Source organism: Halomonas sp. G11 (genome assembly GCF_001663515.1).
Lineage (GTDB): Bacteria > Pseudomonadota > Gammaproteobacteria > Pseudomonadales > Halomonadaceae > Vreelandella.
Genome location: NZ_LYXG01000023.1, coordinates 40,333 through 66,405 on the forward strand (window position 1 = coordinate 40,333; position 26,073 = coordinate 66,405).

Consider the following 26,073-nt stretch of genomic DNA (forward strand, 5'->3'; position numbering starts at 1 on the left):
CTATTCGTTTTCGTTGGCCGCAAAGTCGAGCAGCACAGCGCCCTGGCTGACCGTATCGCCAGCTTGAAAATGGAAAATCTCCACGCTGCCATCCGCGGGGGCGGTCATGGTGTGTTCCATCTTCATGGCTTCCATGACCATCAGCGGCATGCCTTTCTCGACGGCTACACCGGGTTCCACCAGTAGCGCAACCACTGTGCCGTTCATAGGCGCGGTGAGGGTCGACTCCGCCTCGTGGTGGCCGTGGTCAATGGCATCAATACGCCGCCAGAACAGGCGGGTTTCACCGCTGGGGTCGGCCATGATCACCACGTGCCCATCCCGGCGTGCCTGCAGGCGTTGGCGGTGGCCGTTCAGGGTGACGGCGACGGCGTCGCCGGTCAGCGGCTGCAGGCTGGCGGTGAGCGTTTCATCATTGATTGTCAGGTTCCAAAGTGACTCGCCAGCATTGCGCTTGCCCTCGACGATGACCACCGCTTCATCGCTGTCGGGTGCTTGAGCACTTGCCGGGTCACACAGGGCGATGCGTATGGTGTGGGGCGCGTTGAGGCGAAAGCCGTCGTGGCGATCCCAGGGAGAGTCACTTTCGCATTCCTGGGCAAGCTGGTGCAGGCCGATCAGCGCGGCACTGGCATAGTCTTCCCGGCTATAGGTTCGCGGCGCGAATAGCGTGGCTTCGTTGCGCTCGATAAAGCGCGTATCCAGCTCCACGTTCTTGAAACCAGGGTGGGTCGCCAGGCGCATTAAAAAGGCACGGTTAGTGACCACCCCTTGAACGTCCAGCGCTGCAAGCGCGCGGTTAAGCGTCGCCAGCGCCGCATCGCGGTCGGGGCCGTGCACAATCAACTTGGCGAGCATGGGGTCGTAGTGCATCGATACCGCATCGCCGCTTTCCACACCGCTATCCAAGCGAACCTGATCGGCGTTCAAGCCTGCACCTTCCAGATCCAGTGCAAAGCGGGTAAGCAGGCCGGTGGCGGGGATGAAATCCTGGTCCGGGTCTTCAGCGTAAATACGTGCTTCAAAGCTATGGCCGGTGATGGCTAGCTCATCCTGATGACACGGGAGCCGTTCCCCCATGGCAACACGCAGTTGCCACTCGACCAGATCCTGGCCGGTGATCATCTCGGTGACCGGGTGCTCGACCTGGAGGCGGGTGTTCATCTCCATAAAGTAGAAGGAACCATCCGCGTCTAATAGAAACTCTACGGTGCCTGCACCCACGTAGCCGATCTCTTTTGCGGCACGCACCGCCGCATCGCCCATGGCGCTGCGCAGTTCCGCCGTCATGCCGGGAGCGGGGGCTTCTTCGATCACCTTTTGATGACGCCGCTGAACGCTGCAGTCACGCTCGAACAGGTAAACCCCGTTGCCGTGGCGGTCGCAGAATACCTGTACTTCCACATGGCGGGGCTGCACCAGGTATTTTTCGATCAGCATGCGGTCGTCGCCGAAGGCGGCTTTGGACTCACGGCGGCAGCCGTCTAACGCGGCCTGAAAGCCATCGCCCGATTCAACCACGCGCATGCCTTTGCCACCGCCACCCGCGCTGGCTTTGAGCATGACCGGGTAGCCGATTCGGTCAGCTTCACTGCGCAGTAGGGTATCGTCCTGGTCATCCCCGTGGTAGCCAGGCACCAGCGGTACACCCGCATTGGCCATGCGCGCTTTGGCGGCGGATTTATCGCCCATGGCGGCAATGGCCGAGGCGGGCGGGCCCACAAAGGTAATGCCTGCTTCTTCAAGGGCCTTAACGAAACTGCCGTTCTCGGAAAGAAAGCCGTAGCCGGGGTGAATCGCACCGGCGCCGGTACGCTTGGCAGCGTCAATCACCGCGTCAATATTGAGATAGCTCTCACGCGCGGCAGCAGGGCCTAAGCGCACGGCCTCGTCGGCTTCGCGCACGTGGCGGGCGCTGACATCGGCGTCGGAGTAGACGGCGACGGTTTTCAGGCCCATGCGGCGTGCCGTGCGCATTACTCGGCAGGCGATTTCGCCGCGGTTGGCGACCAGTAGGGTGTCAAAAGGTGTTGTGCGAGCAGCGTTGTCAGCTTTTTCTGTTGTGTTGATAGAGGGCGAATGGCTCATGAGCGACGCTCCGAAGCGTTAGATGTGTTATTGGAGTCGACCCAATCCGGGCGGCGCTTCTCAAAAAAGCTGGATAAACCCTCCTGGCCCTCCTGGCTTACCCGCAGTTGGGCGATGACCTGGCAGGTATGCTCGCGGGTGGCATCACTGTCAGGCGTTTGAGCCACTGCGGCCATTAGCGCTTTGGTGGCACGCTGGGCCTGGGGCGAGCCTGCTAACAGCGTTGCCAACAGGGTCTCCACCTGGTCGTCCAACTTATCGTGCTCCACTACCAAGTGGACTAGACCAAGAGCGAGCGCCATTTCCGCGTCTATCACCTCGGCGGTTAGCGCATAGCGGCGCATTTGCCGCTCGCCCAGGGCGCGCTGCACATAGGGGCTGATGACGGCGGGTGAAAGGCCAATCTTGACTTCCGAGAGGCAGAATTTGGCGTTTCCTGATCCAATCACTACGTCACAGCAGGCGGCTAGCCCCACCGCGCCGCCAAAGGCGGCACCCTGAACGCGGCAAACCGTCGGGCAGGGCAGTGTGTCGAGACCGTGCATCAATGCGGCGAGTTTGCGGGAGTCGGCGAGGTTATCCTCCAGGTCGTAATCGACCATGCGTTTCATCCAGTTCAAATCGGCTCCGGCCGAGAAGCTCTTGCCTTCAGAGCCGAGTACCACCACGCGCACATCCCCTGCGTCCGCAAGCGAATGCAGCCGACTCAAGTGATCGTTCAGCTCGGCGATCAAACTGTCGTCGAAGGCGTTATGCACCTCGGGGCGGTTCAGGGTTAGCCAGGCGACGCCACGCTCGTCGATTTCTAGTCTTGAGTAGGAGGTGTTATCTGACATCTTGGACCTCGTTAGCAAAGCTGGAAGCTGCAAGAGCGGCGCTTCGCGCCTGGAAGCTGGAAGAAACCCCGATACCTTGCCGCCGAAGCGTGAGGACGAGACTTCCAGCTTATCGCTTCAAGCTTCTAGCTCCCTTGCGTAGCAAGGGGGTTACATTCGGAACACGCCAAAGCGTGTCTCTTCGACTTCGGCATTCATCGCGGCAGCCAGTGAAAGCCCCAGCACATCGCGGGTTTGCAGCGGGTCAATCACGCCGTCATCCCAAAGGCGGGCGCTGGCGTAGTAGGGATGGCCCTGGTGCTCGTACTGCTCGCGGGTGGGTTGCTTGAAGGCTTCTTCTTCCTCCGGCGTCCACTCGCGGCCTTCGCGCTCGTACTGCTCGCGTTTCACCTGGGAAAGCACGCCCGCGGCCTGTTCACCCCCCATCACGGAAATGCGCGCATTGGGCCACATGAACAGCAGGTTGGGGTCATAGGCGCGGCCGCACATGCCGTAGTTACCGGCGCCGAAGCTGCCGCCAATCAGGACGGTGTATTTGGGCACCTTGGCGCAGGCCACGGCGGTGACCAGCTTGGCGCCGTGCTTGGCAATACCTTCATGCTCGTACTTGGAGCCGACCATAAAGCCGGTAATGTTCTGCAGGAAGATCAGCGGAATCTTGCGCTGGGCGCACAGCTCGATAAAGTGCGCACCTTTAACCGCACTTTCGGAAAACAGCACGCCGTTATTGGCCACGATGCCTACCGGGTAGCCGTGAATATGGGCAAAGCCGGTGACCAGGGTGTCGCCGTAGTAACGCTTGAACTCGTCGAAGTCGGAGCCGTCAACGATGCGGCCAATGACTTCCCGCACGTCATAGGGTTTTTTAAGGTCGGTGCCGACAATGCCATACAGCTCGGAAGGATCGAGCTTGGGGGGCTTGGGCGCCTGCATAGCGAGCTGGCCGCGCTTTTGCCAGTTCAGCCGGGACACACAGGCGCGGGCCAGCTGCAGTGCATGGGCGTCGTTTTCCGCGTAGTGATCGGCCACGCCGCTGACCTTGGCGTGCACGTCGGCACCGCCCAGGTCTTCAGCGCTGATGCTCTCGCCGGTGGCGGCTTTTACCAGCGGCGGGCCGCCGAGGAAAATCGTGCCCTGTTCTTTGACGATGATCGATTCATCCGCCATGGCGGGCACATAGGCGCCGCCCGCGGTACAGGAGCCCATCACCACGGCAATTTGCGGGATGCCCTCGGCGGAGAGGGTCGCCTGGTTGTAGAAGATGCGCCCGAAATGTTCACGGTCGGGGAAGACTTCATCCTGGCGGGGCAGGAAGGCGCCGCCGGAATCGACCAGATAGATGCATGGCAGGCGATGCTTGCGGGCGATCTCCTGGGCGCGAATATGTTTTTTGACCGTCAGCGGAAAGTAAGTGCCGCCTTTCACCGTGGCGTCGTTGGCGACGATCACGCACTCGACGCCGGAAACGCGGCCAATGCCTGTGACCACCCCTGCCGCCGGGATCTCGCTTTCATACACGTGGTGGGCGGCAAGCGCTGAAAATTCGAGAAACGGTGAGCCTTCATCGATCAAATGATCGATACGGTCACGCACGAAAAGTTTGCCGCGGCTTTCGTGACGCTCCCGGGCCTTGGCGCCGCCGCCCTGGGAGATGGCCGCGGTCAGTTCACGCAGTTTGTTGACTTCACCGAGCATGGAGGCTTCGTTGGCTTGAAACACATCGCTGCGCGGATTGATTTGGCTATTCACGGTGCTCATGGCGCGGCCCTGCTGATGTTCGTTAAAGGGTTTCAGTGAAGAGTTCGCGACCGATCAGCATCCGCCGAATCTCGCTGGTACCTGCGCCAATTTCATACAGTTTGGCGTCACGCAGCAGGCGGCCAGTGGGGTACTCGTTGATATAGCCGTTGCCGCCGAGTAGCTGAATCGCATCCAGTGCTACCTGGGTGGCTTTTTCCGCGCAGTAGAGAATCACCCCGGCAGCGTCTTTGCGGGAAGTCTGGCCGCGGTCGCAGGCTCCTGCCACGGCATACAGATAGGCCCGGCAGGCGTTCAGGGTGGTATACATATCCGCTACCTTGCCCTGCACCAGTTGGAACTCGCCAATCGACTGGTTGAACTGCTTGCGCTCGTGGATATAGGGCAGCACCACATCCATGGCGGCCTGCATGATGCCGATGGGGCCGGCCGCGAGCACGGTGCGCTCGTAATCCAGGCCGCTCATCAGTACGCGAACGCCTTTGCCCTCATCGCCCAGAATATTCTCGGCGGGCACGGCGCAGTCCTGGAACACCAGCTCGCAGGTGTTGGAGCCGCGCATGCCCAGCTTGTCGAGCTTCTGGGCGGTCGAGAAGCCGGGCATGTCTTTTTCGATAATAAAGGCGGTAATGCCTTTGGAACCGGCGTCCGGGTCGGTCTTGGCGTAGACCACCAGCACATCCGCGTCCGGGCCGTTGGTGATCCACATCTTGTTGCCGTTGAGAATGTAGTGGTCGCCATCGCGTTTAGCACGCAACTGCATGGAAACCACATCGGAACCGGCGCCGGGTTCTGACATGGCCAGCGCCCCCACATGGTCGCCGCTGATCAATTTGGGCAGGTACTTGGCCTTCTGCTCGGCGGAGGCGTTGATCTTGATCTGGTTGACGCACAGGTTGGAGTGGGCGCCGTAGGAGAGCGCCACCGAGGCGCTGGCGCGGGAAATTTCTTCCATGGCGATACAATGGGCGAGATAGCCCATACCGCTGCCACCATCTTCTTCAGAAACGGTAATCCCCAACAGGCCCATGTCGCCAAACTTCTTCCATAGGTCGTTGGGAAATTCATTGCTCTGGTCGATCTCGGCAGCGCGGGGGGCAATCTCGCTAGCGGCGAAGGCGTTGACCTGCTCGCGCAGCATATTCAGCTCGTCATCCAGGCCAAAATTGAGTTCTGAGTAGTGTGAAAACATGGTCAATCACCTGTTGTTCATTGTGTTGGTAAGCGCGCTGGCGGCATGTAGAGCCGTTATCTATTCAATGCGTAGTCGCGGATGAAGAGGGCGATGTTGTATCGGTTTCCGTCTGCTCTTCTTCGCGTTGCTTTTGATTCAGTTCTTCCAGCGCCTGGCGGCAGCGAATTTCTGCGCTTTCGAGCTCAAGCTGGACCATGGTGATGTCTTTCATCTGTTGGTCGAGCGCCGCCCTGCGCTCGGCGATCTTGCTGAGCATTAAATTCAGCTGTTTTTTACTACCGCTGCGGGTCTCGTCCCAGAGCTCGAACAGCTCGCGGATTTCGGCGAGTGAAAAGCCAAGACGTTTACCACGAATGGTCAGCTTGAGTCGCACCCGATCCTTACTGCTGTAGACTCGGGTTTGCCCACGGCGGGTGGGGTGAAGCAACTCCTGATCTTCGTAGAAACGGATGCTGCGGGTGGTCAAATCAAATTCGTTGGCCAATTCACTGATCGAGTAGGTTTTGCTCATGGTGACGTTCTCTCAAAAGGGCATTGTTCCCAAGAATCATTCTTAAGGTATACCTTCTATGGAACACTGCCAGTGAGGCTAAAACAAGTTTACGTTAACGTAAAGCATATCTTGTTTTCTTTGTTTTGCTGATAAAAATTGCCAATCTTCTGAATTTGCAGTTATTTTTGTAAAACATAGTCGGTGCCTTTCCCTTGCGTAGACCAAAGTTGTAATTGTAATTACCTGACAGAGGTTGCTAGTTTGCACCTACACCTTACGTTAAGGTAAGAATATGTTGCCAGCTAACGAATTCTGTTTCTGCAAGTTGCTAGAGGTAGATAAAGGCTGGTGTAAAGAAGTCACTGGCACATGAGGCATGCATCAGCATGCCATCGTGGGTCAGGGGGCTCTAAGTCAGCACAAGAACAACAAGAGGCTTACCACTTCATGTGTGCAGACGATGTCCGGAAAGTGCCCGTTCTCGAAACGCGCGGGTTGACCAAAGAGTTTCGTGGTTTTACAGCGGTGGACGATGTCAATCTCCAGGTGCAGGAAGGGCATATTCACGCCTTGATAGGGCCTAACGGCGCGGGCAAAACCACGGTTTTCAATCTGCTGACCAAATTTCTACCCCCTACCCGCGGGGAGATTCTCTATCGGGGTAACCCCATTACCTCGATGAAATCCAATGAGATCGCGCGACTGGGTTTGGTGCGCTCCTTTCAGATTTCAGCCGTCTTTGCCCATATGACCGCGCTGGAAAACGTGCGGGTGGCGCTCCAGCGTAAGTTGGGTACCTCGTTTCACTTCTGGAAGTCAGAGAAATCCCTGGATCACCTCAATGAGCGTGCCCTTGAATTACTGGAAGAAGTGGGGCTTGGCGAGTATGCCGATACGCTAACCGTTGAGATGCCTTACGGGCGCAAGCGGGCATTGGAAGTCGCCACCACGCTGGCCCTTGATCCGACCATGATGCTGCTGGATGAACCCACCCAAGGCATGGGCGCAGAAGACGTCGACCGCATCGTGGCGTTGATCAAGCGGGTATCGAAAGGCCGTACCGTCTTGATGGTAGAGCATAATCTGAGCGTGGTGAGCCGTCTGTGCGATCGTATTACCGTTCTGGCGCGGGGCGCCGTGTTGGCCGAGGGCGATTACGACAACGTGTCCCGTAACCCGCTAGTGCGCGAAGCCTATATGGGCAGCGACGCCGCCGAAGAGGAAGGAGCTGCCGTATGAATACCGCTGAAGCGCAGGCACCTATGGATCAGGCACCTGGCGATAATGTTCAAGGCCTGGAAATGCTGCGCGTACAGGATCTGCATGCCTTTTATGGCGAGTCGCATATCCTCCACGGGATCGATTTCGACGTAAAGCGCGGTGAGCTGGTGACCTTGCTGGGCCGCAACGGTGCCGGGCGTAGCACTACCCTGAAAGCCATCATGAACATGGTGGGGCGGCGTTCCGGCTCGATCATCATCAACGGCAACGAAACACTGCACATGAAGCCGCACCATATCCCGCGCCTGGGGATTGGTTACTGCCCGGAAGAGCGTGGCATTTTTGCCAGCCTTGATGTGCATGAAAACCTTTTATTGCCGCCTACTGTGCGTTCAGACGGCATGAGTCTCGATGAAATCTACGCCATGTTTCCTAACCTCTACGAGCGGCGTAGAAGCCAGGGTACCCGGCTTTCCGGCGGTGAACAGCAGATGCTGGCGATGGCGCGTATTTTGCGCACGGGTGCGCGGATGCTGTTGCTGGATGAAATTACCGAAGGCCTCGCGCCGGTGATTGTGCAAAAGCTCGGTGAGGTGCTGGAACAGCTCAAGGCGCGTGGCATGACCATTGTGCTGGTGGAGCAAAACTTTCGTTTTGCCGCGCCGCTGGCGGATCGCCACTTCGTCATGGAGCACGGGCAGATCGTCGAGGAAATCAGCGCAGCCGAGCTGCCAAGCCGCCGTGAGCATCTCAATTCAATGCTGGGGGTATAACCCGACACGGTTTTCAAGCTTTATTTCACAAGCCACATGCTTGACCAAGCACGCTTGATATTTCGCCTGTATCACAACAACAAAGGCTCTCTAGAGTCAGGAGAATAGCATGACATTTAACAAGAAAACGCTAGCCTGCTGTGTTGCCGCGGCGGCAGCCACCAGCCTGATGGCTTCGAATGCCCAGGCGCAAATGAGTGACGACGAAGTGCGTATTGGCTATTTAGCCGATATGTCGGGTACCTACCGTGATCTTGCTGGCCCTGGTGGCTTAACTGCCATGGAGATGGCGGTTGAGGACTTTGGCGGCAGCGTCAACGGCGCGCCCATCGTGATTTCCAGTGCTGATGATCGCAACAGTGCTGACGTAGGCGCCAATACCGTGCGCGGCTGGATCGACGAGGACAACGTCGACATGGTTGGCGGCCTGGTGGCGTCATCGGTGTCGATCGCCGTCAGCAATGTGATCGAAGAAAACGATGGCCTGGCGATTGTGTCCGGGTCGGCGGCGTCGAGTATCACCAACGAGCACTGCACGCCTAATCACATTCATTGGGTATACGACACTTATCCGCTGGCCAACGGTACCGCTAAGGCGGTGGTGGATCAGGGCGGTGACAGCTGGTTCATGCTGACGGCGGATTATGCCTTCGGTCATGCGTTGGAAGCCGATGTGACCAGCGTGGTGGAGGCGAATGGCGGTGAAATTGTCGGTGGTGTTCGGCATCCGTTCCCGACCAACGACTTCTCATCCTATATTCTTCAGGCCCAGGGTTCAGGTGCCAAGATTGTGGGCCTGGCCAATGCGGGCTCCGATACGGTCAATGCCATCACCACGGCGAGCCAGTTTGGCCTGACGCAATCCGGGCAGCAGTTGGCTGGCCTGCTGATTTTCCTTAACGATGTGCACGCGCTTGGCCTGGAAGCCACCCAGAACCTGCTGCTGACCACCGGCTGGTACTGGGATATGGACGATCAGTCACGGGAATGGGCGGAGCGCTACTACGCAGAAGAAGAACGCATGCCGACCATGGTGCAGGCAGGTATCTACTCAAGCACCATGCATTATCTGAAAGCCGTTGAAGCCGCTGGCACCGACGACCCGGAAACCGTTCGTGCCCAGATGGCGGAGATGCCGATCGATGATTTCTTCGCTCGCAACGGCCGTATTCGGGAAGACGGCCGCATGATTCATGACATGTACCTGGCCCAGGTGAAAACCCCTGAGGAATCCACCGGTGAATGGGATCTTTACGAAATCCTCAGCACCATTCCCGCCGAAGAAGCTTATCGTCCGCTGTCTGAGAGCCAGTGCGAACTGGTGCAGAACTAAATCAGCCCAGAGGTAATAAACAAGCATCCATCTTCGGGTAGCAGTCGTTGGCTGCTACCCGCTTGATGTCGGGGAGAGTCGTACCATGACGATGATATTCGGCGTGCCATTGGCCGTGTTCCTGGGGCAACTGACACTGGGCCTTGTGAACGGTGCTTTTTACGCACTGCTCAGCCTGGGTCTGGCGGTCATCTTCGGTCTGTTGAAGATCGTCAACTTTGCCCACGGAGCGCAATACATGCTGGGCGCTTTTGCCGCGCTGCTGGGCTTTCGCTATTTAGGCATCAATTACTGGCTGGCGCTTGTGTTGGTGCCGCTTGTTGTGGGTGCTTTCGGTATGTTGATGGAGCGCTTTTTGCTTCGTCGTATCGCTCACCTGGACCACTTGTATGGCCTATTGCTGACCTTTGGGCTGGCGCTGATATTCGAGGGTACGCTGGTCAATATTTTCGGTGTTTCAGGAGCGCGCTATACCGCCCCTGAAGCGTTGCAGGGTGGCATGAACCTGGGCTTCATGTTCCTGCCTGTGTATCGGGGGTGGGTGCTGGTGGCGGCCCTGGCGATGTGCCTGTTCACCTGGTTCATGATCGAGCGGACCCGGCTGGGGGCCTATCTTCGCGCGGGGACAGAAAACTCCCAGCTGATGCAGGCGTTTGGCGTTAACGTGCCCTTGCTGATTACCCTGACCTACGGCTTTGGCGTCGGGCTGGCGGCGTTTGCCGGGGTGCTGGCGGCGCCGCTGTATCCGGTATCGCCGACCATGGGCTCCAGCCTGCTGATCGTGGTATTTGCCGTGGTGGTGATCGGCGGTATGGGGTCGATTCTGGGGGCGATTATCACCGGCCTGTCGATGGGCATCATCGAAGGGCTAACAAAAGTGTATTACCCCGAGGCAGCCAATACGGTGATTTTCCTGGTGATGATTCTGGTTCTGTTATTACGCCCCTCAGGGCTGTTCGGTAAGGAGGCGTAAACCATGACGCAATCTCAACACGAAGCCATAGCCGCGCCATCAATGGTCGCCGAGCGGCAGCGTCGAGCCAAGCAGCGCCGTACCCTGTTCTATCTGGCGCTGATCGCGATAGGCTTGGTCGCCCCGTTTCTGGCCTATCCTGTCTTTTTGATGAAAGTTCTCTGCTTTGCGCTGTTTGCCTGTGCGTTCAACCTGCTACTTGGCTACGCGGGGCTGCTCTCGTTTGGGCATGCGGCCTTTCTGGCGAGCGGCGGTTATGTCACCGGCTATCTGTTGGCCAGCTACCCTGTACTCACGCCAGAGCTGGGCATTATCGCCGGTACGCTTTCAGCGACGCTGCTGGGGGTGGTGTTTGGCGTGCTGTCGATCCGCCGCCAGGGCATCTACTTTGCCATGGTGACCTTAGCACTGGCGCAGCTGATGTTTTTCGTTTTCATCCAGGCGCCCTTTACCGGCGGGGAAGATGGGCTTCACGGCGTACCGCGGGGCGAGCTGCTGGGCTTTATCGACCTGAGCAATAATGTCGCCATGTACTATTTCGTGTTTGCCATCTTCCTGTTTGGCTTTGCATTGATTCAGCGCGCGGTGCATTCGCCATTCGGGCAGGTATTAAAAGCGATTCGCGAAAACGAACCCCGGGCAGTCTCGCTGGGCTATAACGTGGACGCCTACAAGCTACTCGCCTTCGTGCTGTCCGCCGCGATCGCGGGGCTGGCGGGCTCCACCAAAACCGTGGTGTTTCAGCTGGCGTCGCTGACCGATGCCCACTGGCATATGTCGGGCGAGGTGATTTTGATGACGCTGCTGGGTGGGGTCGGCACCTTGCTTGGCCCGGTGATGGGGGCAAGCCTGGTGGTCAGCCTTCAGCATATTCTTGCGCAATCACCGCTGGGTAATTGGGTGAGCGTCATCCTGGGGATCATTTTCGTGGTCTGCGTACTGAGCTTCCGCAGCGGCATTGTGGGGGAGCTTGGCAAGATGTACCGCAAAAACTTTAAGTAAATACCGCTGCTTTATCGACAAAGCGGGTTCGCGTCTGTCCGTTGTTGGGTGCCATTCGGCACCCTTTTTTGATCAGGAAGCCGTCTACGCCAAAGGTCGAGGGGGAGGGTGGTTGCGTATGGCAGGGTTAAAATATAAGTTAACGTAAACGTCAATTAGCGTGTTTGGCTTTTCGTCATCCCCGCTTGAAGACCACAATCACAATATCGAAAGCGACCCCTTGAGGCTTGATCTAGGGGGGCGGCTTTCAGCGGAGCGTCGCCATGAATTTCGAGCTGAGTGAAGACCAGGTTGCGTTTGCCGATATGGCGCGTGCCTTTGCCCAAAATGAGCTGGCTCCCCATGCGGCGGAATGGGACCAGGAGGCTATATTCCCCGTTGAAGTGATCCGCAAGGCGGGTGAGTTGGGCTTCTGCTCGCTCTATGCACCGGAAAGCGTCGGTGGACTGGGGCTTTCACGGCTGGATGCCAGCATCATTTTCGAGCAGCTTTCCATGGGCTGCACCTCTACCACGGCGTATCTCACGATCCATAACATGGTCACCTGGATGCTGGCCGATTTCGGCACGCCAGAGGTCATCGAGCAGTGGGGCGAAAAGCTGGCCACCGGCGAGCTATTAGGCTCTTACTGTCTGACCGAGCCCAACTCAGGCTCCGACGCCGCCTCGCTCAAAACTACGGCCAAGCGCGACGGCGACGACTTCCTGCTCAACGGCAGCAAAATGTTTATTTCCGGTGCGGGCAGTACCGATGTGCTGGTGGTGATGGCACGCACGGGCGGAGAGGGCGCAGCGGGCATTTCCGCCTTCGCGGTGGATGCCAAGGCAGACGGCATTAGTTACGGCCGTAAGGAAGCCAAAATGGGCTGGAACAGCCAGCCGACCCGTACGATCACGTTCGAAGACGTTCGGGTGCCTGCAAATCAGATGCTTGGCAACGAAGGTGACGGCTTCAAGATCGCCATGAAAGGCCTGGATGGCGGCCGAATCAATATTGCCACCTGCTCGATTGGTACCGCTCAGCAGGCCATCAACGAGGCCCGGGCCTATATGCTCGACCGCAAACAGTTCGGCAAGCGTCTGGCGGACTTCCAGGCGCTTCAGTTCCGCCTGGCCGACATGGTGACCGAGCTGGTCGCCGCGCGGCAGTTGGTACGCCTGGCCGCCACCAAGCTGGACGCGGGCGACGCGGATGCGCTTACCTACTGCGCCATGGCCAAGCGCTTCGCCACCGATGTAGGCTTCAGTGTATGTGACGAAGCGCTTCAGCTGTACGGCGGCAACGGCTATATCAAGGAGTACCCGATGGAGCGCTTTGTGCGTGATACCCGCGTGCATCGTATTCTTGAGGGGACCAATGAGATCATGCGTCTGATCATTTCACGCCGGGTGCTTGCAGAAGGCGCCGCTGAGCTATGAACGCTGCAAAGCCGATCGTTGATCAAATCGTTGTAGTGGTTGCACCGAATAAGGATGGTTAGATGAGTAGCGTACTGTTTGCCGAACACCCCACCCAGGACGGCCACGTCATTGCGGAAATAACCCTCAATTCTGAGCGTTCGCTGAATGCCCTGACCCTGGAAATGATCGAGGAAATACTGCCCCGCCTGGCCGACTGGCAGGAGGACCCGCGCGTGGTCGCCGTGCTACTTGATAGCGCCGGAGAAAAAGCCTTCTGCGCCGGTGGTGATGTGGTCAGCCTCTACAAGGCGATTAAAGGTGAGGGCGATCCCGATTTTCCGGAGCGCTTTTTCCATCAGGAGTATCGTCTGGATTACGCGCTGCATACCTACCCAAAGCCAGTGATCTGCTGGGGTAACGGCATTGTCATGGGCGGCGGTATGGGGCTGCTAAGCGGCAGCAGCCATCGGGTGGTGACAGAAACGTCGCGGTTGGCGATGCCCGAGGTCACCATCGGCCTTTACCCGGACGTGGGTGCCAGCTGGTTCCTTAACCGCCTGCCCAATGGCACCGGGCGTTTTCTGGCCATGACGGGCAGCCAGATCAACGCGCCGGATGCCGTTCACCTGGGCCTGGCCGACCGAGCCATTGCCAGCCACGAGCGCGATACGCTGGCGAAAAAGCTGACTCAAGCCGCCTGGGGCGAAGGGGAGAACACGGATACCCATGGGGTCGTCAACCGTATTCTGCGCGAGCTGGAGCAGGCGTCCCAGCCGGTGTTCGAAGAGCTGGAAGCCCCGGTATATAAATTCTCCCCGCTGATCCGCGAGCTGATGGATCACGATACCGTTGAACAGATTGTTGCCGCTATTGCGGACGTCAAAAGCGATGACAAGTGGTTTAGCAAAGCGCAGAAAACGCTGGCTCACGGCAGCCCGGTGTCCATCACGCTGATCGATGAACAGCTCAAGCGGGCCAAGTACATGTCGCTTGCCGAGGTGTTTCAGTCGGAACTGGCGCTTTCGGTCCAGTGTTGCCGTCACCGGGAGTTCCCCGAGGGGGTGCGTGCCCTGCTGGTGGATAAAGACGGTGAACCTGACTGGACCTACCCCGATGTGGCCTCGGTTGAGGCGTCGTTCATCGACGAGCTTTTAACGCCGCCGTGGGCTACGAATCCGCTCCACGATCTTCGCTAACGTTTTCCAACATACAATTAACGACTTACAACAAGGACAAACGCTATGAGCAACGTCGCATTTATCGGTTTAGGCAATATGGGCGGCCCCATGGCCGCCAACCTGGTCAAGGCAGGCTTTCATGTGTGCGCCTTCGACCTTTCGGCAAGCGCGCTGGAAACGGCAAAATCCCAGGGCTGCGAAGTCGCAAGTTCCGCACAGGAAGCCGTTGCCAATGCCGACTTCGTGATTTCGATGCTGCCTGCAGGCAAGCACGTCATGGGCCTTTATGCCGAAGGCGATGCGCCTCTGTTTGACTTGATCAAGCCCAGTGCGTTGGTGATCGACTGCTCCACGATCGATGCGGATACCGCCCGAGACGTGGCGGCGCTGGGTGAGGCGAAAGGGATTGGCTTTGTCGATGCGCCGGTGTCCGGCGGTGTGGGCGGCGCCCAGGCAGGAACGCTGACGTTTATCGTGGGTGGCAGTGAGGCTCAGTTCGCACAGGCCGAACCCGTGTTGGACGCCATGGGTAAGAATATCTTCCACGCCGGTGATCATGGCGCCGGGCAGATTGCCAAGGTATGCAACAACATGCTGCTGTCGATCCTGATGGCGGGTACCTGCGAAGCGATCAACATGGGCGTCAAAAACGGCCTCGACCCAGCAGTACTGTCAGAGATCATGAAACAAAGCTCCGGTGGTAACTGGGCGCTCAATGTGTATAACCCCTACCCGGGCGTAATGGAAAATGCCCCGGCATCGAAAGGCTACCAAGGCGGCTTTTTAGTCGACTTGATGATCAAGGACCTGGGCCTGGCCATGGACGTCAGCCAGCTAAGCGCCTCGCCGGTGCCCATGGGCTCCGCCGCCCGCTCGCTGTTTACCTTCCATAAAGCAGGCGGTAACGGCAAGCTCGACTTCTCGAGTCTGATGCGGTTCTATCAGGACAAAGACGGTAACGCATAACGCGCAGGCAAGTGATGGGCTCGTCGGCCGCCCCTAGCCGCGCTCGTCCTTGGGCGAGTCCATCACAATCAGGGTGGAAATGGCGCTGACATGAGGCTGGGTGCCCAGCACCTCGGTATGAAAGCGCTTGTAGCTGGCAAGGTCGCGGGTTTCGACGCGCAGCAGATACTCGAACGGGCCGGCGATGTTGTGGCATTCCGCTACTTCATTGGCCACGGCCATCGCCCGCTCAAAACCCTCCTGAGCCGCCTTGGTATGTATTGCCAACCCCACCGTGACATACGCCACAAAGCCTCGCCCCATCGCCTCTGGCGCCGTGATTACCCGATACCCGAGAATGACTCCGTTTTTCTCGAGCTCCTGCACCCGGCGCAGGCATGCCGAGGCAGAAAGGTTGACCCGCTTGGCAAGTTCAACGTTGCTCAGGTTTCCATCACGCTTGAGTTCGTGCAATATTTTTCTGTCAAGGGTATCTATTTTCATATTTTCTTGCGGAAAGCGGTTATTTAAATGGATATTAGGCACCATATTGCGCATTCGAGCACGTAAAATTCTACGCATACTCACCCAAAAGAGACAGCGAGAATGAGCATATCGGTATTGGCTGCCTTAACGGCCTTTGCGTTTGTCACCACTGTGACCCCAGGGCCCAACAATTTGATGCTGATGGCTTCAGGCGCGAACTTTGGCTTCAGGAAAACCCTGCCTCATATGCTTGGCATTATGGTGGGCGTCAGCGTGATGGTGCTGGTAGTCGGGGGCGGACTCATGTCGCTTTTCGATGCCTATCCGCTGCTGAGCAAGGTGCTGCAGGCGGTATCGATTGCCTACCTGCTTTGGCTTGCCTGGAAGATCGCCAACGCCGCGCCGCTCAAGGCATCGGATGAAAAGGGCACGCCCATGACGTTCCTGCAGGCGGCTGCCTTTCAGTGGGTGAACCCCAAAGCCTGGGCAATGTGCCTTTCGGCCATCACCCTCTACGCGCCGGACAGAACCCTGCTTTCCGTGGTGATGGTGGCCAGTGTATTTGCCATGGTCAGCTTTCCCGCGATTTCGATCTGGGCCTGGCTGGGCCTGGTGGTGCGCCAGTGGCTGACCAGCCCCAGGCGCAACCGGGCGTTCAATATCACCATGGCGGTGTTGCTGGTGGGCTCGCTGTATCCAGTGCTGGCCTAGGATTTTGTACTTAGTGAGGGCTCAGGTAACTGGCTTCCAATGCCGCTAGCTCGGAATCAAGCGCTTGTAGAACCTCACATGGCAGCCTATGGTGCTTTGCACTTTCGATTAACGGCCCCAAGATCGCCCCGCGCTCGGTGGGGCGGTGGGCCTCCACATCCTGAAGCATCGAGGCCTTGTTGCCCGCGGTATTGTCCACCACCTGCCATACCAGCGCCCGCCACGCGGCGTCGCCTTGGCCCGCGTTTGGCGGCTGAATGCCCTCTGCCTGCAGTATCATCGCCACTTCGGTGATCACAGACGCCACGCGGCCCGAATACTCGGCGCCGCGTAATTCTCCATTGTGCACGCCATGCAGCGCCACTAGCGGGTTGATGGCGGCGTTGACTGCCAGCTTCTGCCAAAGCCGCTGGCGGATATCGTCCACTGCCGTGGCATCAAACCCAGCCTGGGCCAACGTCTGCACCAGCGTTTTCGCCAGGGCAGGGTGCCGGTTATGCAGATCGCCGATAAAGGTGTGCCCGCGCCCCGCATGCACCACCTCAGCATCGCCGCTCAGATAAGCACCTTGGGTCGTGGTGGCATTTAGCACAGGGCCCGGCCACGCCTGGGTAATCCGCGGCTGGGCCAAAAAGCCGTTTTGCCAGAGCACCAGCGGGGTCGTCGAGGGGATAACCTGCGAGATGCTTTCAAGCGCCGCTTCAGCGGCCATGGCTTTGGTGGTGATATGCACAAACCCAGGCGCAGGCAGGGCTGCAGATGCCATTTGATCAACGGTAAGCGCGTTTAAACGCTGAGGGCGCCGCTCGCCTTCTGGCGTGGTCAGCCATTGCGGCTCAGCCAGCGCCCGGCGGCCAACCAGGGTGACGTCACCTATGGGCGACAGCGAATGGGCCAACAGGCGGCCAATGGCACCAGGGCCGAGTATCCAGTGGGGAGTCATCATCGAGACAGCATCTGCAGCGAGTATGGCGACAAGCTTACCGTGTTCATTACCCAGAGTTGAAGGTCGGTAACGGTCCAGGGTGACTGTCATCGTTAATTGACACAGGTCAATATTGTCAGAAATGCCGTCTTTTTAACTCAATTTTATGCACCTGGCGCCGATATTCTCTTTAACCTCGCATAAACCAGTATTTTAAATACTTTTTTTACGAGGTGCCCTCCCATTGGCTGGATGCATTCACCTTGAATGATTCCCTCTCGTAGAGAACGAAGATGCATAATCTATTGAAAAAATTAACCGTCAAGGCGAGCTTGACGGTCGTGCTAGGCCTGTTTACCACCTTGATTCTGGTCGTGGCGGGGCTTGGCTACAAAACCAGCATGCTGGGCGCTGGTTCGATTGATGAGCTCAACCGCATCAATGTCCAACAGCTGAATTCTTTGAATCGGGCGCAGGTGAATATTGCCGATACACAGCTGTTTTTTATGAACCATCTGGACGCGCTGAACGAGGGAGACCAGGCGCTCGCAGAACGCTATCTTGACCAGGCAGGGCAGACCCTCCAGATGGCCCAGCAGCGTTTTGATGCCTTTTTGGCTGTGCCCAAGTCAGAAACAGGCAAGCCTTACGCAGACGCGATCGAGACCGCTTTTACTCAATTGCTCTCGCGAGGCCTGATACCTCAGTACGAAGCACTTAACCGCAATGATGAACGTGCCTATCGAGCGGCCAAGCGCGAAGGCGACCAGCTCAATCTTGCCTATATCGAAACCAATGAAGCCTTTATCGACTATGCCACAGCCCGGGGCAGTGAGTTGATGGCAGGCTACCAGTCAACCATGACGACGTCAGAGTACGTAGGGATCGGCGCATTGTTGCTGGTCATTCTGAGTGTCGTTGTGGTGCGAGTCGGTATGATGCGCGTGGTCATTCGCCCCCTTCAGGAAGCCGTTCACCACTTTGAGCGCATTGCCCAGGGCGATTTATCGCACAAGATCGCGGATCGTGGCCGAAACGAAATCGGCCAACTGTTCGCAGCCATGCAGTATATGCAGTCAGGACTTTCTCAAACGGTATCGAGCGTGCGTGACAGCAGTGGCTCGATTCATATTGGGGCGCGGGAAATTTCAATGGGCAACGCCGACCTCTCATCACGCACGGAGCAGCAAGCCGCGTCGCTGGAAGAAACCGCTGCCAGCATGGAACAGCTCACCGCAACGGTGAAGCAAAATTCAGACAATGCCCGTCAGGGTAGCAAGCTAGCGAGCGATGCCTCTGCCACCGCAGCGCGGGGTGGTGACGCGGTCGGCCAAGTCGTCGACACGATGCATAGCATCTCGGAAAGCTCCAGAAAGATCAGCGACATCATCGGCGTGATCGACTCGATTGCCTTCCAGACCAATATCCTTGCCCTTAATGCGTCTGTCGAGGCAGCGCGTGCGGGTGAGCAAGGCCGCGGCTTTGCTGTTGTTGCCACGGAAGTGCGCAATCTTGCCAGCCGCAGCGCCGATGCCGCCAAGCAGATAAGAGGCCTCATTGAAACATCGGCAGGCCAGGTGCATCAGGGGTCTACCCTCGTGGAAGGAGCCGGTAAGACAATGGAAGAGATCATGGCGTCCGTTAAGCGCGTTGCTGACATCATGGATGAAATTTCGGCGGCATCCACAGAGCAAAGCGATGGCATCGAACAGGTGAACCAGGCCGTTTCACAGATGGACGAGGTAACTCAACAAAACGCCGCCTTGGTTCAGGAAGCCGCGACCGCCGCTGCGTCCCTGGAAGACCAGGCCGCCCAGCTTGAAACCGCGGTGGCTATCTTCAAACTGCAGTGTGGCGTCGCCTCTTCAGCGCTGCCGCTTCGCAAACCGGCGGCAAGAGCAATCGCCAGCAACCCGGCGCGCCCCTCACTTGGCCAGCCTGCCAGCACCAAGAAAGTAGCAGAACTGGAGTGGGAAGAATTTTAAGTCATCAATTTGGATGAGGGGCACCTCATCCCTGGTAATAGTCATAGGGCCACTACTGGAGTGGCCCGCTGCCAGCGTTTCTAGCGGGCTGGCGTAGCTGGTTATGCTGGGGCTGAGGCATTCGATGTCGTGCGCAAATGCCAATAGCGGCGCAGTACGGCATCGTTGATAGCGCGTTCCATTTCAAAGGCGCTTGGCGTGGGGCAGAAAAGCGTGACGCCAATGCGCTGCTTGCCAATGTCCGTGGTCGTCAGGGTCACGCGGGGTTGGGGGTCAGCGATGTCGACGCCGCTGCGTTTTCTGATGACCTCGCTGTAGCGTTGGGCCAATTCGGAATGCGGCGCATGCAGGGAGGCCACTTCGTCTTCAAGCGCCGACAGTTCGGATCGCATATCCACGTCGGCCTCTAACACCACGCAGACGTCAAGATATACCCACTTCTTGAAGAAGTTCTGGTTCTGAACCGGGGTGGTCAAGAACACGCTGTTGGGCACCACGATGGTCTTGCCGGAGTATTCAAAACGGCCCACCGCGCCGCCAATTTCCTGCAGAGTCGTCGCCAGCATGGTCTCGTCGACCACCTGACCACGCAGGCTGCCGATTTCGACCCAGTCACCAATCTCGAACGGCTGGTTGACGATACGCAGCACGGTGCCCGAAAGGCACAGAATCAGCTCCTTGGTCGCAATAACCAAGGCCACGGCAAAAGCGGTAATGGAAAGGGCAAAGGCATGCAGGGAAGGCAGCCAGATCAACGCCAGGCCGAGCAGCGTCAGGATGACGGCCACATTGCGAATTCGGGCCAGCCACGCACGCCGGTAATCGGACAGAATCTCTTGGCGCCCGCGAATGACACGCACGGCAAGGATACGCAGCGTTATGAGAATCGCCACGAGCGCAACCGAGCTCACCAGACGGTTGCTCAACAGCTCCAACCAGAAGGAATCCTCAGGCATGATGGTTTGGCGCTCCTCTTGCAGGTCTTCGACACATCACGATCTTGGCACAGTGATGCGATGCCGTCGATCAGAGGCGAGCGCCACCTTCCACGGAAAGCATGGGCGACGCCTGTCTACCAGCGGCAAAGCAATTAAAACCCGCAGGGCGGGGATACACTGATTAGCAAGATTTTTTGCGGCAGTGTTGAGGGTGAGGATATCCCGTTATTTGAGCCTGACCGGTAGCATGGTTTTGATGGTCACGAGGCTTCTGCCCCCTTATGTCCAACACTCAACGTAGTGTTCGGCTCAATAAAGTAAGGCACGCTGGTGCATTGTGTTCGCATGCCTTTGGGTTGCATTATCTACCTTGGTTGTTTTATCTGTATTCAGCGGTGGAATTAATACAGCTTTATGCATAATAAAAGCATCTCGGCATTACAGTGCTCGAAATCGAGCACCTGACTTTATGCGTGGGGCAATATTTTTGCCAAGCCACCGGCTTTCCTGAGCGTGTTTATGACCAACGCGCTTGGGGAATAGACGCTTTACAAGCCTCAAGAGATCAATAACTTCCTGCTAATGGAAAGGTGATTGCCGAGTAAACCCGTATGCCCTCATCGAAAAATAATTTATTGAAAGATGCCAGCGGCGCGCTGGGCGATTTAGGTACCTTGCTTCCATTGAGCCTAGGAGCTATTGGGGTTGCGGGATTAGCCCCAATACCTGTGCTCTTGGGGTTTGCGGCGTTCTACATTGCAACGGGTCTGTATTACCGTCTTCCGATACCGGTACAGCCGATGAAAGCCGTCACTGCCGTGTTACTTACTACCCAGGTGAGTGCTGAGAGCCTGGTCGCAAGCGGTGTTTTGATCGGCGTAATATTGTTGTTACTGGGCTCGATCGGCTGGATTAATTGGCTGGCACGTCTCTTACCAAGATCCGTGTTAACCGGCCTACAATTAGGGCTGGGGATTTTACTGGCCAACATGAGCCTGGGGTTGATAGGGACCTCCTGGGCGGTGGGATTGACTACGTTAACCGTGTTGATCATTACCCTAAAGATGTTGCCGAACATGCCAGCGGCGCTGATAGGGCTTTGTGCGTCAATAGCAATCGGCTTATTGGTTGGGGCTCCGAGCTTGTCGCTCCATATAACCCATTCGTTCACTTTTTCCTGGCCTGAGCTACCGAATATAACCAACTGGCAGCAAGGGTTTTCCATGTTGGTGTTGCCACAGTTGGCGCTTACATTAACCAATGCCATCTTGCTCACAGCGTTAATGGCAGAAGACTACTTCGGCGAGCAAGCTCATCGTGTCTCGCCAGCTCGGCTTTCGGTGAGCACTGGATTGGCCAATCTGTTTATGGTCCCCCTCGGTGCGTTGCCTATGTGCCATGGAGCGGGCGGTTTAGCGGCGCACTATCGTTTCGGAGCCCGCACAGGCACGGCTCCCGTATTGCTGGGAATTGGCTTGCTTGTGACCGCCATGGTACCGGGAGGGCTTGCCTCCATTGGCACTATTCCCATGGCAGGTCTAGGAGCAATGTTATTATTGGCCGCCTTCGAGCTCGCATTCACTAAGCGCCTTAGGGCAGCCAAACCGTCGTGCTGGCCTGTTATCGCCATCACCGCGTTGATTACCGTCTGGACTGATCCATTTTTTGGATTATTAGCCGGTGTCGGTGCGGAAACGATTAGAGCTGCATGGGAGCGTAGCCGAAAGGTGGCGTAGAAAAAGTTGTTAGGCAGTGGCCGCCAAAATAATGTGTGAGGCCTTGATAATCGCCGAAGCGTTAACGCCAGGCTCCAAGCCCAACTCTTCCACTGCATCACGGGTGACAATAGAGCATACTCGGCTACCCCCCAGCAGTTCCAATATGACCTCGGCATTGACAGCACCATCGCTAACGCTAAGGACCTTCCCTTTCAGGCAGTTGCGTGCAGATAGGCGCACATCATCAGACTCGGTCATCAGCATGACCCAAGGTGCTTTAATAAGCGCAATGGCCTCACTTCCTGGAGCCAAATTCAAGTTCTTGACACTATCACACGTCACTACCGCGACCAGTGTCTCCCCTCCAGACAGTTCCATTGTTACTTCAGAGTTTACAGCCCCGTCTTTCACTGCAAGAACGTTGCCTTTTAATACGTTACGGGCGCTAATTTTCATTGTCTATTCCTTAGTCAGTCAGCTGATTTGGATTCCTGAATTCATAGAATAACTGCAGCACTTTGGATAATACGATAGAGGCAGGAGGGGCCAACAGCGGTATCCTCTCCGCCTGACTGACCAAAGTGAAGCAGCGTATGGGATACCGACAACTGACCCTGGCACAACGATAGCAAATTTTTGCCCATAGGGATGTAGGATTGAGCCAACGTCAGATTGCTCCACAGCTTGGCATTCACAACAGTACCGTGAGCCGTGAGCAGAGATATAATTCGGGTGCCAAGGGGTATGAACCCTCACAAGCGCAGTCTTACAGCGATCAGAGACGCCGCTCCGCCTGGAAGTGGACAAAGCAACTTCCTAGCCTGATTATCGAAATTCAAGCTGGCCCATCGCCAAGTGTGGCTCAAAGGTCTTTCCTGTCGCCGCTCTGCAGGAATTTACTCAACTGCTTGATAATGCGGATTATCCATAACCTATGTTAAGTGAGCGAGTAGGCATATGCATTAGAATAAGGTGAAAAAATCATTTGCCTGAGAGGTAATAGAGTGGCTCTCCTCGATACAGTCGTCATGCGGGGCCTTAGCAGCCAAGGGGCATTGTCAAATGAAGACAAAGCCTTTTTGCTGGAACTTGAGCTTAACCCTCGGCACATGTCAGCCAGCGAGGTGCTGTGGCTGGAGAACGGGCATGCTGATCTGTTCTGCGTGGTCAAGGAAGGTTGGGGATACTCCTATCGCAACTTGAAAAATGGTTCGAAGCAGATTCTAAAGTTCTACCTCCCCGGGGATATCATCGGCATTCGCGATTTTGGCTTCACCCGTCGACTGGCAAGTGCTGCGATGATAAATGAAGGTGTGATCTATCCGTTCTCTTATCAGCAGCTTTTTGAACTCTTTGGGCGTTCAAGCTTGGCTGTCGGGATCATGGCCACTGCGATGCGTCAGCAAGCGTTGCTTTCCGAGCGGCTGGTCTACCTTGGCAAGTATGCCGCTCATGAGCAGCTGGCACACTTTCTCTACGAGATCTATCTGCGACTCAAGCGGATTGGAGCTGTGGAGGACAATAGCTTTCTCATGCCGCTCACTCAGGAGCTGATCGGCGATGCGCTGGGGATGAGCCCGGTACACGTGAGCCGGACCTTCTCGATGCTGCGGGAGGAGGGGCTTGTGATTCGAGATCGCCAGCATATCAAGTTACCCGATCCCGAGGCGTTGGCGCGGCTAGTTGAGTTCAATGACAGCTACATCGATGAATTCCTACCTCACGCGTTTTCTGAACTGCTAAGAGCTACCCCATAAAGCAGAAGCGCGGGTCGCTTCCGCTGGAATGATTGCTAGCTTGAAGCAACATCTCCATGGGTATGTCTTGGAGCATGCATGTAGGCCAATTTCGCTTACCCAGGCTTTCACAATTCGCGCCGACTGACTGGTAGAAAGATGTGTTGATCTGTATTAAGTACAACGGTTCGGGTCTGGGGCCTGCTGACAGCGGCTGGGTAGACAAAACCAGCCTTCGTGGGCCGGTTTTGTCTGGTAAGGCTCCCAAGATCAGGGAGCGATGCGGCTACTGGCGTCGGTAAAGCCGATCAGCGAAATATCTAGATCCATGCGTTCACCGCGTGGATCAATCATGCTGAGGGTTGCCGAAGTGCCACTACGGAGTTGCTGCAACATCGACGGCTCAATGGGAACATCAGCACGGCACCCTTGCGCCTGGCAGACCTGATAGGGGAACTGGATGGGCTCACCGTCATCCACACTCAACTGCATGCCCGCGGACAGACGTACCCCCAGCGGCACGAAGAAGCTCATCACCGGGCCATCGATCTGGGGCGGGTAGTCGAGCACTACCTGCATCAATGGCTGGTTGCTGCCAGGTTGAGTGACCAATTGCACCATCGCACAAGGGGTCGGACTCTCGGCATTACGCTGGCAACGGACCTCCCAGTCCTGGAACGACTCGGTGGTGACATTATCACCGGAAGCTGTCCCCGGTTGTTGTTGGCTGAAGGCGTTGGGTGAAAACACCAAGATCGATAATAGCCCCATCATGCGTAGGGTTTGAGTAAGATAGTGCGGCATTGGCGTAACCTCCGTTGGTTTGCTGATAGTAAATGATAATATCTACCATGCCTGCTTGTTTGCTTGAGGTCGAGCCCCTACTTAACCCTGACGACCTTTCCGTAACTTTTTCCAAACCTGTGAAAACACGACCAATAACAGTAGTGCGATAATCCCCTGCGAGATAGGGCGCGTAAAGAGGGAACCCACGTCGTCTTGCGAGAGCAGCATTGCCAAGCGTAAGTTTTGTTCTGCCATCGGCCCTAACAGCACCCCCAGCACAACGGGTGCGAGTGGAAAGGCGAGTCGATGGAGTAAATAGCCGAGCAACCCAAACCCTAACATAACATACAGGTCCGTCATGTTACCCTTGACGGTATAGACTCCCACCGCCATGAGCACCAAGGTTGTGGGAACCAATAGGGCGGTCGGCATGCGCAAGACCTGGGCGAAAAGGCGGGTAGCCACCATGCCACCCAGTAACAGTAGTAACATTGCTGTCAGCAGCATCTGCCACATGAAACCGAAGACCACATCAGGCGACTTCGTAAACAGTTGTGGCCCGGGCTGAAGTCCATGAATCATCAGCGCGCCGAGCACCAGTGCAGCGACCAGGTTGCCTGGAATGCCCAACGTCAGGGACGGAATCATCGCAGACGCATTGTCGGCACTGTTACCTGATTCGGCGGCGGCAACCCCCACTGGATTGCCGGTACCGAAAGAGTCGGGGTCAGCGGATTTGCGCTTCGCTTCGTTATAACTCAACAATGCCGCCAGATTGCCGCCAGCACCTGGCAAAATGCCCACACTGACGCCTATCAGCGATGAGCGCGTCCAGGTACGCCAGTGCTGACGTATCAATGCCAGTGCATTGCCACTGGCATCGACTTTGAAGCTGCCTTCATCGTAGTAGGTGGCGTTGCGTTTCTCGGCCATTTCCAGCACTGGTGGAATCGCGTAGAGGCCAATCAACACAATGATCAGGTCGAATCCACCGCTGAGGTAGAGCGACCCGAAAGTGTAACGCTCCATACCGCTGATGGTGTCGATCCCCACCAGACCAATGACGATGCCAAATAGGGCGCTGAGCATGCCCTTGCTGATATCACTGCCCACCAGCACGGCGATGCTTACCAGACCAAAAACGGCAACCCAGAAATATTCGGTGGGCCCAAAAGCGAGCGTGACTTGCGCCAAAAGAGGGGCTAGCGTCATTAGCGCTATGGCACTGATGATTCCCCCAATGGCTGACGACCAGCACGCCGTCTTGAGGGCCAGCCCGCCTTGACCATTACGTGTCATGGGGTAACCATCGAATGTCGTCGCGATGGCAGCTGGCGTTCCCGGTATTTTCAGCAAGATGGCCGGAATGGCGCCACCGTACATCGAGCCATTATAGATACCTGCCACCAACCCTAAAGCGATCACCGGATCAAAGCCGTAGGTCAGGGGAAGCATCAGAGCGATGGCCATCACTGGATTGAGCCCGGGTAGAGCACCGATCAAGATGCCCACCAGCGTACCCACTAACAGACTGACCAGGGAGCCAAACTGCAGTACTACGGGGAGTGCGTTGAACAGGGAATCAAACATAGC

Annotated in this window: 23 protein-coding genes and 1 pseudogene; 13 read left to right on the forward strand and 11 right to left on the reverse strand. The window is 57.0% G+C overall.

The window, feature by feature from the left end; all coding sequences use genetic code 11:
- The 5 genes from ADS46_RS11105 to ADS46_RS11125 form a co-directional block, all read right to left on the reverse strand.
- Positions 1-2,088, reverse strand: coding sequence for an acetyl/propionyl/methylcrotonyl-CoA carboxylase subunit alpha (locus tag ADS46_RS11105; RefSeq protein WP_066320082.1), 2,088 nt, complete (start codon positions 2,086-2,088; stop codon positions 1-3).
- Complete coding sequence (locus tag ADS46_RS11110) at positions 2,085-2,924, reverse strand: enoyl-CoA hydratase/isomerase family protein (protein ID WP_066320091.1); 840 nt, start codon at positions 2,922-2,924, stop codon at positions 2,085-2,087. The genes ADS46_RS11105 and ADS46_RS11110 overlap by 4 nt, the downstream gene beginning before the upstream one ends.
- Before the next feature lie 150 nt (positions 2,925-3,074).
- The gene (locus tag ADS46_RS11115) at positions 3,075-4,682 is read right to left on the reverse strand and encodes a carboxyl transferase domain-containing protein (RefSeq protein ID WP_066320094.1); all 1,608 of its coding nucleotides are present in this window, start codon (positions 4,680-4,682) and stop codon (positions 3,075-3,077) included.
- A 22-nt stretch (positions 4,683-4,704) separates the two neighbouring features.
- The gene (locus ADS46_RS11120; protein WP_066320097.1) at positions 4,705-5,874 is read right to left on the reverse strand and encodes an isovaleryl-CoA dehydrogenase; all 1,170 of its coding nucleotides are present in this window, start codon (positions 5,872-5,874) and stop codon (positions 4,705-4,707) included.
- Positions 5,875-5,938: 64 nt separating this feature from the next.
- Positions 5,939-6,388: a MerR family transcriptional regulator gene (locus ADS46_RS11125; RefSeq protein ID WP_066320101.1), complete on the reverse strand. Its 450-nt coding sequence runs from the start codon at positions 6,386-6,388 to the stop codon at positions 5,939-5,941.
- 429 nt (positions 6,389-6,817) lie between these two features.
- Between ADS46_RS11125 and ADS46_RS11130 the strand changes: the two genes are divergently transcribed.
- The 8 genes from ADS46_RS11130 (at position 6,818) to mmsB (ending at position 15,216) form a co-directional block, all read left to right on the forward strand.
- Complete coding sequence (locus ADS46_RS11130) at positions 6,818-7,609, forward strand: ABC transporter ATP-binding protein (RefSeq protein WP_066320105.1); 792 nt, start codon at positions 6,818-6,820, stop codon at positions 7,607-7,609.
- Positions 7,606-8,364, forward strand: a complete 759-nt coding sequence (locus ADS46_RS11135; protein ID WP_066320108.1) for an ABC transporter ATP-binding protein — start codon at positions 7,606-7,608, stop codon at positions 8,362-8,364. Before ADS46_RS11130 ends, ADS46_RS11135 begins: the two co-directional genes overlap by 4 nt.
- Before the next feature lie 109 nt (positions 8,365-8,473).
- The gene (locus ADS46_RS11140; RefSeq protein ID WP_066320109.1) at positions 8,474-9,697 is read left to right on the forward strand and encodes an ABC transporter substrate-binding protein; all 1,224 of its coding nucleotides are present in this window, start codon (positions 8,474-8,476) and stop codon (positions 9,695-9,697) included.
- Positions 9,698-9,782: 85 nt separating this feature from the next.
- Positions 9,783-10,670, forward strand: a complete 888-nt coding sequence (locus tag ADS46_RS11145; protein WP_066320111.1) for a branched-chain amino acid ABC transporter permease — start codon at positions 9,783-9,785, stop codon at positions 10,668-10,670.
- Between the two features lie 3 nt (positions 10,671-10,673).
- Positions 10,674-11,672, forward strand: a complete 999-nt coding sequence (locus tag ADS46_RS11150) for a branched-chain amino acid ABC transporter permease (RefSeq protein WP_066320113.1) — start codon at positions 10,674-10,676, stop codon at positions 11,670-11,672.
- Positions 11,673-11,935: 263 nt separating this feature from the next.
- A complete protein-coding gene (locus tag ADS46_RS11155) occupies positions 11,936-13,090 on the forward strand; it encodes an acyl-CoA dehydrogenase family protein (RefSeq protein WP_066320116.1) in 1,155 nt (384 codons plus the stop codon).
- A 62-nt stretch (positions 13,091-13,152) separates the two neighbouring features.
- The gene (locus ADS46_RS11160) at positions 13,153-14,268 is read left to right on the forward strand and encodes an enoyl-CoA hydratase/isomerase family protein (RefSeq protein WP_066320119.1); all 1,116 of its coding nucleotides are present in this window, start codon (positions 13,153-13,155) and stop codon (positions 14,266-14,268) included.
- Positions 14,269-14,313: 45 nt separating this feature from the next.
- Positions 14,314-15,216: a 3-hydroxyisobutyrate dehydrogenase gene (gene mmsB, locus ADS46_RS11165; RefSeq protein WP_066320127.1), complete on the forward strand. Its 903-nt coding sequence runs from the start codon at positions 14,314-14,316 to the stop codon at positions 15,214-15,216.
- A gap of 33 nt (positions 15,217-15,249) precedes the next feature.
- On the opposite strand, the gene ADS46_RS11170 is transcribed toward mmsB, so the two are convergent.
- Positions 15,250-15,777 carry an Lrp/AsnC family transcriptional regulator gene (locus ADS46_RS11170; protein ID WP_324611684.1) on the reverse strand — a complete coding sequence of 176 codons (528 nt, stop codon included), beginning with the start codon at positions 15,775-15,777 and terminating at the stop codon, positions 15,250-15,252.
- Between the two features lie 24 nt (positions 15,778-15,801).
- Here ADS46_RS11170 and ADS46_RS11175 point away from each other — a divergent pair, with 24 nt between their 5' ends.
- Entirely contained in the window at positions 15,802-16,392 is a 591-nt protein-coding gene (locus ADS46_RS11175) for a LysE family translocator (RefSeq protein WP_066320128.1), read from the forward strand.
- 10 nt (positions 16,393-16,402) lie between these two features.
- On the opposite strand, the gene ADS46_RS11180 is transcribed toward ADS46_RS11175, so the two are convergent.
- On the reverse strand, positions 16,403-17,335 hold the full coding sequence (locus tag ADS46_RS11180) for a ketopantoate reductase family protein (protein ID WP_066320642.1): 933 nt from the start codon (positions 17,333-17,335) through the stop codon (positions 16,403-16,405).
- A gap of 275 nt (positions 17,336-17,610) precedes the next feature.
- On the opposite strand from ADS46_RS11180, the gene ADS46_RS11185 reads away from it, so the two are divergent.
- On the forward strand, positions 17,611-19,302 hold the full coding sequence (locus tag ADS46_RS11185) for a methyl-accepting chemotaxis protein (protein ID WP_066320129.1): 1,692 nt from the start codon (positions 17,611-17,613) through the stop codon (positions 19,300-19,302).
- Positions 19,303-19,403: 101 nt separating this feature from the next.
- On the opposite strand, the gene ADS46_RS11190 is transcribed toward ADS46_RS11185, so the two are convergent.
- The gene (locus ADS46_RS11190) at positions 19,404-20,258 is read right to left on the reverse strand and encodes a mechanosensitive ion channel family protein (RefSeq protein WP_066320130.1); all 855 of its coding nucleotides are present in this window, start codon (positions 20,256-20,258) and stop codon (positions 19,404-19,406) included.
- A 593-nt stretch (positions 20,259-20,851) separates the two neighbouring features.
- Here ADS46_RS11190 and ADS46_RS11195 point away from each other — a divergent pair.
- A complete protein-coding gene (locus tag ADS46_RS11195) occupies positions 20,852-21,976 on the forward strand; it encodes a molybdate transporter family protein (RefSeq protein WP_066320133.1) in 1,125 nt (374 codons plus the stop codon).
- 9 nt (positions 21,977-21,985) lie between these two features.
- Here ADS46_RS11195 and ADS46_RS11200 read toward each other — a convergent pair whose 3' ends face one another.
- Positions 21,986-22,414 (reverse strand): TOBE domain-containing protein, encoded by a 429-nt coding sequence (locus ADS46_RS11200; RefSeq protein WP_066320135.1) that lies wholly within the window; start codon positions 22,412-22,414, stop codon positions 21,986-21,988.
- Positions 22,415-22,590: 176 nt separating this feature from the next.
- Here ADS46_RS11200 and ADS46_RS19175 point away from each other — a divergent pair.
- A pseudogene (locus ADS46_RS19175) lies at positions 22,591-22,785 on the forward strand (IS30 family transposase); the annotation flags it as partial.
- A 177-nt stretch (positions 22,786-22,962) separates the two neighbouring features.
- The gene (locus tag ADS46_RS11205) at positions 22,963-23,715 is read left to right on the forward strand and encodes a Crp/Fnr family transcriptional regulator (protein ID WP_082926063.1); all 753 of its coding nucleotides are present in this window, start codon (positions 22,963-22,965) and stop codon (positions 23,713-23,715) included.
- A gap of 249 nt (positions 23,716-23,964) precedes the next feature.
- Here the strand turns inward: ADS46_RS11205 and ADS46_RS11210 are convergent, their stop codons facing one another.
- Complete coding sequence (locus ADS46_RS11210; protein WP_066320139.1) at positions 23,965-24,498, reverse strand: invasion associated locus B family protein; 534 nt, start codon at positions 24,496-24,498, stop codon at positions 23,965-23,967.
- Between the two features lie 81 nt (positions 24,499-24,579).
- On the reverse strand, positions 24,580-26,070 hold the full coding sequence (locus ADS46_RS11215) for a tripartite tricarboxylate transporter permease (protein ID WP_066320142.1): 1,491 nt from the start codon (positions 26,068-26,070) through the stop codon (positions 24,580-24,582).
- Between the last annotated feature and the right edge of the window lie 3 nt (positions 26,071-26,073).

Coding starts and splice junctions, on each gene's coding strand:
- ADS46_RS11195 (WP_066320133.1), top strand. CDS start 20,852: ATGCCCTCATCGAAAAATAATTTATTGAAAGATGCCAGCGGCGCGCTG.
- ADS46_RS11125 (WP_066320101.1), bottom strand. CDS start 6,388: ATGAGCAAAACCTACTCGATCAGTGAATTGGCCAACGAATTTGATTTG.
- ADS46_RS11130 (WP_066320105.1), top strand. CDS start 6,818: ATGTGTGCAGACGATGTCCGGAAAGTGCCCGTTCTCGAAACGCGCGGG.
- ADS46_RS11175 (WP_066320128.1), top strand. CDS start 15,802: ATGAGCATATCGGTATTGGCTGCCTTAACGGCCTTTGCGTTTGTCACC.
- ADS46_RS11160 (WP_066320119.1), top strand. CDS start 13,153: ATGAGTAGCGTACTGTTTGCCGAACACCCCACCCAGGACGGCCACGTC.
- ADS46_RS11170 (WP_324611684.1), bottom strand. CDS start 15,777: ATGCGTAGAATTTTACGTGCTCGAATGCGCAATATGGTGCCTAATATC.
- ADS46_RS11200 (WP_066320135.1), bottom strand. CDS start 22,414: ATGAAAATTAGCGCCCGTAACGTATTAAAAGGCAACGTTCTTGCAGTG.
- ADS46_RS11150 (WP_066320113.1), top strand. CDS start 10,674: ATGACGCAATCTCAACACGAAGCCATAGCCGCGCCATCAATGGTCGCC.
- ADS46_RS11145 (WP_066320111.1), top strand. CDS start 9,783: ATGACGATGATATTCGGCGTGCCATTGGCCGTGTTCCTGGGGCAACTG.
- ADS46_RS11110 (WP_066320091.1), bottom strand. CDS start 2,924: ATGTCAGATAACACCTCCTACTCAAGACTAGAAATCGACGAGCGTGGC.
- ADS46_RS11140 (WP_066320109.1), top strand. CDS start 8,474: ATGACATTTAACAAGAAAACGCTAGCCTGCTGTGTTGCCGCGGCGGCA.
- ADS46_RS11180 (WP_066320642.1), bottom strand. CDS start 17,335: ATGACTCCCCACTGGATACTCGGCCCTGGTGCCATTGGCCGCCTGTTG.
- ADS46_RS11210 (WP_066320139.1), bottom strand. CDS start 24,498: ATGCCGCACTATCTTACTCAAACCCTACGCATGATGGGGCTATTATCG.
- ADS46_RS11115 (WP_066320094.1), bottom strand. CDS start 4,682: ATGAGCACCGTGAATAGCCAAATCAATCCGCGCAGCGATGTGTTTCAA.
- ADS46_RS11215 (WP_066320142.1), bottom strand. CDS start 26,070: ATGTTTGATTCCCTGTTCAACGCACTCCCCGTAGTACTGCAGTTTGGC.
- ADS46_RS11190 (WP_066320130.1), bottom strand. CDS start 20,258: ATGCCTGAGGATTCCTTCTGGTTGGAGCTGTTGAGCAACCGTCTGGTG.
- ADS46_RS11155 (WP_066320116.1), top strand. CDS start 11,936: ATGAATTTCGAGCTGAGTGAAGACCAGGTTGCGTTTGCCGATATGGCG.
- ADS46_RS11185 (WP_066320129.1), top strand. CDS start 17,611: ATGCATAATCTATTGAAAAAATTAACCGTCAAGGCGAGCTTGACGGTC.
- ADS46_RS11120 (WP_066320097.1), bottom strand. CDS start 5,874: ATGTTTTCACACTACTCAGAACTCAATTTTGGCCTGGATGACGAGCTG.
- ADS46_RS11135 (WP_066320108.1), top strand. CDS start 7,606: ATGAATACCGCTGAAGCGCAGGCACCTATGGATCAGGCACCTGGCGAT.
- ADS46_RS11105 (WP_066320082.1), bottom strand. CDS start 2,088: ATGAGCCATTCGCCCTCTATCAACACAACAGAAAAAGCTGACAACGCT.
- mmsB (WP_066320127.1), top strand. CDS start 14,314: ATGAGCAACGTCGCATTTATCGGTTTAGGCAATATGGGCGGCCCCATG.